The sequence below is a fragment of the Burkholderia sp. Ac-20344 genome (assembly GCF_017104975.1).
GTDB lineage: Bacteria > Pseudomonadota > Gammaproteobacteria > Burkholderiales > Burkholderiaceae > Burkholderia.
This window is the reverse complement of the sequence record NZ_JAAGPP010000027.1, coordinates 59,058-65,333: the sequence shown is the minus strand read 5'-3', so window position 1 is coordinate 65,333 and position 6,276 is coordinate 59,058. Positions and strand designations below refer to the sequence as shown.

7 protein-coding genes are annotated in these 6,276 nt (G+C 66.2%); all 7 read left to right on the top strand.

Translation table 11 applies throughout. The features are described 5' to 3' along the window. Positions 1-273: 273 nt before the first annotated feature. The 7 genes from G3N64_RS12040 (at position 274) to G3N64_RS12010 (ending at position 6,213) form a co-directional block, all read left to right on the top strand. Positions 274-783: a DUF1269 domain-containing protein gene (locus tag G3N64_RS12040; protein ID WP_205784155.1), complete on the top strand. Its 510-nt coding sequence runs from the start codon at positions 274-276 to the stop codon at positions 781-783. Positions 784-999: 216 nt separating this feature from the next. Beyond that, positions 1,000-1,515, top strand: a complete 516-nt coding sequence (locus G3N64_RS12035) for a hypothetical protein (RefSeq protein ID WP_205784154.1) — start codon at positions 1,000-1,002, stop codon at positions 1,513-1,515. 104 nt (positions 1,516-1,619) lie between these two features. Beyond that, entirely contained in the window at positions 1,620-2,771 is a 1,152-nt protein-coding gene (locus tag G3N64_RS12030) for a c-type cytochrome (protein WP_205784153.1), read from the top strand. 13 nt (positions 2,772-2,784) lie between these two features. Continuing rightward, positions 2,785-4,539, top strand: a complete 1,755-nt coding sequence (gene ctaD, locus G3N64_RS12025; protein ID WP_205784152.1) for a cytochrome c oxidase subunit I — start codon at positions 2,785-2,787, stop codon at positions 4,537-4,539. Continuing rightward, complete coding sequence (locus G3N64_RS12020) at positions 4,536-5,147, top strand: cytochrome c oxidase subunit 3 (RefSeq protein WP_205784151.1); 612 nt, start codon at positions 4,536-4,538, stop codon at positions 5,145-5,147. The genes ctaD and G3N64_RS12020 overlap by 4 nt, the downstream gene beginning before the upstream one ends. Beyond that, positions 5,144-5,863, top strand: a complete 720-nt coding sequence (locus tag G3N64_RS12015; RefSeq protein WP_124592623.1) for a heme-copper oxidase subunit III family protein — start codon at positions 5,144-5,146, stop codon at positions 5,861-5,863. The genes G3N64_RS12020 and G3N64_RS12015 overlap by 4 nt, the downstream gene beginning before the upstream one ends. A gap of 8 nt (positions 5,864-5,871) precedes the next feature. After that, a complete protein-coding gene (locus G3N64_RS12010) occupies positions 5,872-6,213 on the top strand; it encodes a cytochrome C oxidase subunit IV family protein (protein ID WP_085040054.1) in 342 nt (113 codons plus the stop codon). Positions 6,214-6,276: the final 63 nt, after the last annotated feature.

Genomic DNA, 6,276 nt, shown 5'->3' with positions numbered 1-6,276 from the left:
CAACCAAGCGCTCATCGCGCTGGCACGGCGACGATGCGACGTCCTGTTCGCCATGCTGCGCGACGGCACCATTTACCAACCCAGGTCAGCCCCTAACGCTTGACGAAACACATAGGGGCACCCCCCCTCTTTCCAGCCACACCTGCGAAGCGTGCCGGATGCACGCGTGCGGCCCCGGCGCTGGCACGCGCGCACCTAGCGCGTCGCGGATGCTGACATAGAATATAAAACAGTCCCTTGAGGACGAGTTGATGTCAAGAAAGGGGTGCCGACATGAGACGCCTTTATTTCCTCGTACCCGATACGCAGATGGCGAAGGCCATCGTCGACGATCTATTGCGTGCGCGCATCATCTGGCGCCACATCCACGTCCTCGCGAATCACAGCGTCACACTCGATCAGTTACCCGAAGCATCGTTGCTGCAAAGCAGCGATGTCGTGCATGCGCTCGAGCGCGGCGTCGCGCTCGGCGGTGCGGCCGGTGCGCTGATCGGCCTCGTCGCGCTGGTATTTCCACCGGCGGAGCTCGTGATCGCGGGCGGCGCCGTGGTCGGGTTGACGTTGGCCGGAGCGGGTTTCGGGGCGTGGACCGCCGCGATGATCGGCATCGCCGAGCCGAACGCACGACTCCAGCGATTTCGCGAGGCCATCCAGGACGGCCAGATCCTGATCATGGCCGACGTGCCGGCATTGCGAGAGCAGGAAATCGAAGAGATGGTCGCCCAGCATTTTCCGAAGGCGGATCTGGAAGGCGCCGAGCCTACGACACCGATCTTCCCCTGACGCGCGACAGCAAGCCGGCCTGCCCGACACTCGGGTTCATCGACGCGTTTCGTCGCGCGCACGGCCGCCACCGCGGGCCGCGCGCGGAGCGGGTCGTTCGCACGTCGCGCCGGCAACCCTGTCCGCCATTCCGAATCGCGCAAGGGACGCCGGCTCGATGCGCGTGACGCCGCCGGAACCGATGCGCCGACGTCGAACCGTCGACAAGGAGGTCGTATGGAACTGCACATTCAATCGCACCATTGGGAGCGTCGTACGCCCGACTGGGTCGCCGCTGCCGTGGCCGGTCTCGCGGGCGGTGCGCTGGTGATCGCGCTGGAATTCGTCTGGTCGACCCTCGTGCTCGGCACGAGCCCGTGGCAACCGACACACAAGATCGCGGCGATGGTGATGGGCCGCAGCGCGCTCGGCCAGATGACGCAATTCAACCTTGAAATCGTGGCGATGGCGCTGCTGCTGCACTACGTGCTCGGCGCGATCATGGGGATGATGCTCGCCGCGATCATGGCGCCTTTCCGCTTCGATTCGAGCGTGGGCATGGAAGCCGCCATCGGGGTGGCGTTCGGGATCGTCGCGTATGGGTGGAACTTCTACGTCATGACGGCCGTGTTCCCGTGGTTTATCTCCGAACGGGGTTCCGGGCCCTTGCTGGCCAACCTGTTGTTCGGCGTGGTGGCGGCCATCACCTACGGCAGGCTGGAACGATTGCGCAAGCGGAACGCGGACGACTGACCCATCGCGTTTCCCGCCGCGCCGACCTTGAACACGCGGCACCGGCGGGAGACTCGGAACGGGGTGTCGGCGGCTCCGGAGAGTGACACGCAGCGAGGCGGCCTATGACCCTTGCGATTGCCCTGGTCCTGATCATCATCCTGGCGGTGGGGTTTCACTTTGCCAGTCCGTGGTGGATCACGCCCATCGCGTCGAACTGGGTGCGCATGGACGACATGCTGACGATCACGCTCGTCATTACCGGCGCATTCTTCATCGCAATCAACCTGTTCATCGTGGTCGCACTGGTGCGCTATCGCCACCGCAGCGGGCATCGCGCGGCCTACGAGCCGCACAACCGGCCACTGGAATGGTGGCTGATCGGCCTGACCGCCGTCGGCGTGGCGGCGTTGCTGGCGCCGGGGCTGTTCGTCTATGCGGACTACATCCGGCCGCCGCGCAACGTGCTGCAGATGGAAGTGCTCGGCCAGCAATGGCAATGGCGCTTCCGCTTCGCCGGCCCCGGCGGCAAGCTGGGCACGACGGACGTGCGCTACATCAGCAACGACAACCCGTTCGGCATGAACCCCGCCGACCCCAACGGCCGCGACAACTACCTGATCGAGACGCCCGAGGTGCACCTGCCGCTCAACCGGCCGGTGCAGGTCCTGACACGGTCGCGCGACGTGCTGCACGACTTCTACGTCCCGCCGTTCCGGGCGCGCATGAACATGGTGCCGGGCATGGTGACGACCTTCTGGTTCACGCCGACCAAGGCAGGGCGTTACGACATCCTGTGCGCGCAGCTCTGCGGGGTCGGGCATTCGACCATGCGCGGCGTGGTGGTGGTGGAAGACGAAGCCGCGTTCTCGCGCTGGCTGGCGCAGCAGACCACGTTCGCGCAACAGCAGCAGGCCCGCGTGCAGGCCGCCCCCGCCGCGGCCGGCGGCAGCGCGCAGGCGCTTGCCGACCTGGGCAAGACGCTCGCGGCCGCCAAGGGCTGCGTCGCCTGTCACACCGTGGACGGCACGCCGCGCGTCGGCCCGACCTGGAAGGGCCTGTACGGCAAGACCGAAACGATGGCCGACGGCAGCACCGCGAAGGTCGACGAAGCCTACCTGCGCGCGTTCATCCGCAATCCGACGGCCCGGGTCGTGAAGGGCTTCTCGCCGATCATGCCGCGCTTCGACCTGAGCGAGCAGGAACTGACCGCGCTGGTGGCCTATATCAAGGCGCAAGGCGGGCCGGCCCCCGCAAGCAGCGCAGCCCAACCCTGACGGAGCGGATGCCATGCCCTACGCGCACACCGACCTTGTCCCGCACAGCTTCTGGACCCGCTATGTGTGGAGCCAGGACCACAAGGTCATCGCCGTGCAGTATGCGTTGACGGCCATCGCCATCGGCCTGGTCGGCCTCGTGCTGTCGGACCTGATGCGGCTGCAGCTCGGCTTTCCGGGCAAGTTCGCGTTCATCGACGCGAACCACTACTACCAGTTCGTCACCATGCACGGGATGATCATGGTGATCTACCTGCTGACGGCGCTGTTCCTGGGCGGCTTCGGCAACTACCTGATTCCGCTGATGCTGGGCGCGCGCGACATGGTGTTCCCGTTTCTCAACATGCTGAGCTACTGGGTCTACCTGCTGGCCGTGCTGGTGCTGGTGGCGAGCTTCTTCGTGCCCGGCGGGCCGACCGGCGCGGGCTGGACGCTGTATCCGCCGCAGGCCATCCTGCCGGGCACGCCGGGCGTCGAATGGGGCATCGTGCTGATGCTCGTGTCGCTGGCGATCTTCATCGTCGCGGCCACGATGGGCGGCCTGAACTACGTGACCACCACGCTGCAGGCGCGCACGCGCGGCATGACGCTGATGCGCATGCCGCTCACGGTGTGGGGCATCTTCATCGCGACCATCATGGCGCTGCTGGCGTTTCCGGCGCTGTTCGTGTCGGCGGTGATGATGCTGCTCGACAGGACGCTCGGCACCAGTTTCTTCATCCCGGCCGTGGTGTCGATGGGGCAGACGCTCAAGCATGCCGGCGGCAGCCCGCTGCTGTTCCAGCACCTGTTCTGGTTCTTCGGGCATCCGGAGGTCTACATCGTCGCGCTGCCGGCCTTCGGCATCGCGTCGGACCTGATCAGCACGCACGCGCGCAAGAGCATCTTCGGCTACCGGATGATGGTGTGGGCCATCGTCATCATCGGCGCGCTGAGCTTCGTGGTCTGGGCGCACCACATGTTCGTCGCCGGCATGAATCCGTACTTCGGCTTCTTCTTCGCGACGACCACGCTCATCATCGCCGTCCCGACCGCCCTCAAGGTCTACAACTGGGTGCTGACGCTGTGGCGCGGCGATATCCACCTGACCGTGCCGATGCTGTTCGCCATCGGCTTCGTCAGCACCTTCGTGCTGGGCGGGCTGACCGGGCTCTACCTCGGCAACGTGAGCGTCGATATTCCGCTGTCGAACACGTACTTCGTGGTCGCGCACTTCCACATGGTGATGGCCGTGTCGCCGATCCTGGTGGTGTTCGGCGGCATCTATCACTGGTACCCGAAGGTGACGGGCCGCATGCTCGACGACAGGCTCGGGCGCGCGCACTTCTGGATCACCTTCGTCGGCACCTATGCGATCTACTTCCCGATGCACTATCTCGGCATCCTCGGCATGCCGCGGCGGTATTACGCGTATCAGGGCTACAGCTTCATTCCGCATTCGGCGCAGACGCTCAACACGTTCATCACCGTCGTCGCGCTGATCGTGGCGGCCGCGCAGTTGCTGTTCCTGTTCAACCTCGCGTGGAGCCTCGTGCGCGGCCGGCGCGCCGACGGCAACCCGTGGCGGGCCACCACACTCGAATGGCAGACGCCGCAGACGCCGCCCGTGCACGGCAACTGGGGCGCGGCGCTTCCCGTCGTCTACCGCTGGGCATACGAATACAGTCCGCCGGGGCAAGGGGAAGACTTCGTGCCGCAAAACCAGCCGCCTGCGGAGGTGCCTGAACCGGTCCATCCGACGCTTCACCCCGGCGAGGCACGCGAATGACCACGCTGCCGCGCCCCTTCGTTCCCGACGCGCCGCCCGGCTTGCCGAATGCGGGCCGCACCGGCCTGATCGTCTTCATGGCGGTCGCCACGACGTTGTTTTCGCTGCTGCTGCTCGCCTATGCGATGCGCATGCGCGAACCCGACTGGCAGCCGATCCCGCATCCGGCGCTGCTGTGGTGGAACACCGGTGCGTTGGTGCTCGCAAGCGTCGCGATGCAGCGTGCCCGGCAACCGGCCGTGCACCGCATGGCGTGGCTGGTGGGCGGCGGCGTGCTGGCGGCCGTGTTCGTGATTGGGCAACTGACCGCCTGGCACATGCTGGCGGCGGCCGGGCAGACTGTCACCGTCAATCCGTCCAACAGCTTCCTTTACCTGCTCACGGGCCTGCACGGGTTGCATGTGCTGGGCGGGCTCGCGGCGTGGGCCGTGACGATCGCGCAGCTCCGGCGCGCGGACCCGTTCCGGGCCCGGCGCGCTATCGCGCTGTGCGCGCTTTACTGGCATTTCCTGCTTGCGGTCTGGCTCGTGCTGCTGGCGGCGATGTGGTGGCTTACCCCCGGGATCGTCGCCGCGATCTGCGGGCCGCTGTATGGAGCCGCGCCATGACCTCGCCCACGGTGCACACCGAATCCGCTGCCGAATCGCCGGCGGCCCCGCCCGCCGACGCCCGGCCCGACGGCTGGCGCGGCATCGTCACCGACTGGTCGGCCGACCGCGAAGCCTTCAAGGTGCCGTGGGGCAAGGCGATGATGTGGATCTTCCTGCTGTCGGACACGTTCGTCTTCAGCAGCTTCCTGATCGGCTACATGTCGGTGCGCATGTCGACCACGGCGCCGTGGCCCGACACGTCCAAGGTGTTCGGGCTCACGGTGGGCGGCCTGGATGTGCCGTTGCTGCTGATTGCCATCATGACGTTCATCCTGATCACCAGCAGCGGCACCATGGCGATGGCGGTCAACTTCGGCTACCGGCGCAACGCCAGGCGCGCCGGCGCGTTGCTGCTCGCGACCGCGCTGCTGGGCGCGAGCTTCGTGTCGATGCAGGCCCTCGAATGGACCAAGCTGATCGTCCACGAAGGTATCCGGCCCTGGGGCAACCCGCTGGGCGCGGCGCAGTTCGGCGCGTGCTTCTTCACGATCACCGGGTTCCACGGCTTTCACGTGACCTGCGGCGTGATCTACCTGCTGCTGATCGCGCGCAAGATCCGGCAGCCGGGGTTCGCCGAGCACGGCAACTTCCAGATCGTCGAAATCGCCGGCCTGTACTGGCACTTCGTCGACCTGGTGTGGGTGTTCATCTTCGCGCTGTTCTATTTGTGGTGAGGCTGGCCATGGACCACACCGATCCCGCCGATCGACCCGACGCCGCACACGGCCAGCAGCATCCGATCGGCCTCTACCTGAAGATCTGGGGCCTGCTGTTCGTGCTGAGCACGTTGTCGTACCTGGTCGACTACTTCAACGTGCAGGGCCTGCTGCGCTGGGTGCTGATCGTCGTGCTGATGATCGCGAAGGCCGGGCTGATCGTGTCGATCTTCATGCACATGATGTGGGAGCGGCTGGCGCTCGTGTACGCGATCCTGATCCCGCCGTTGTGCCTGCTGGTGCTCATGGTGCTGATGGCGGCGGAAGCGCATCACACGTTCGGGATGCGGGCGCTGTTCTTCCACTGATTCCTTCGACGGCCGATTCGCGGACGACGAACGCGTCGCGGACATCCGTTCACGCAAACATGG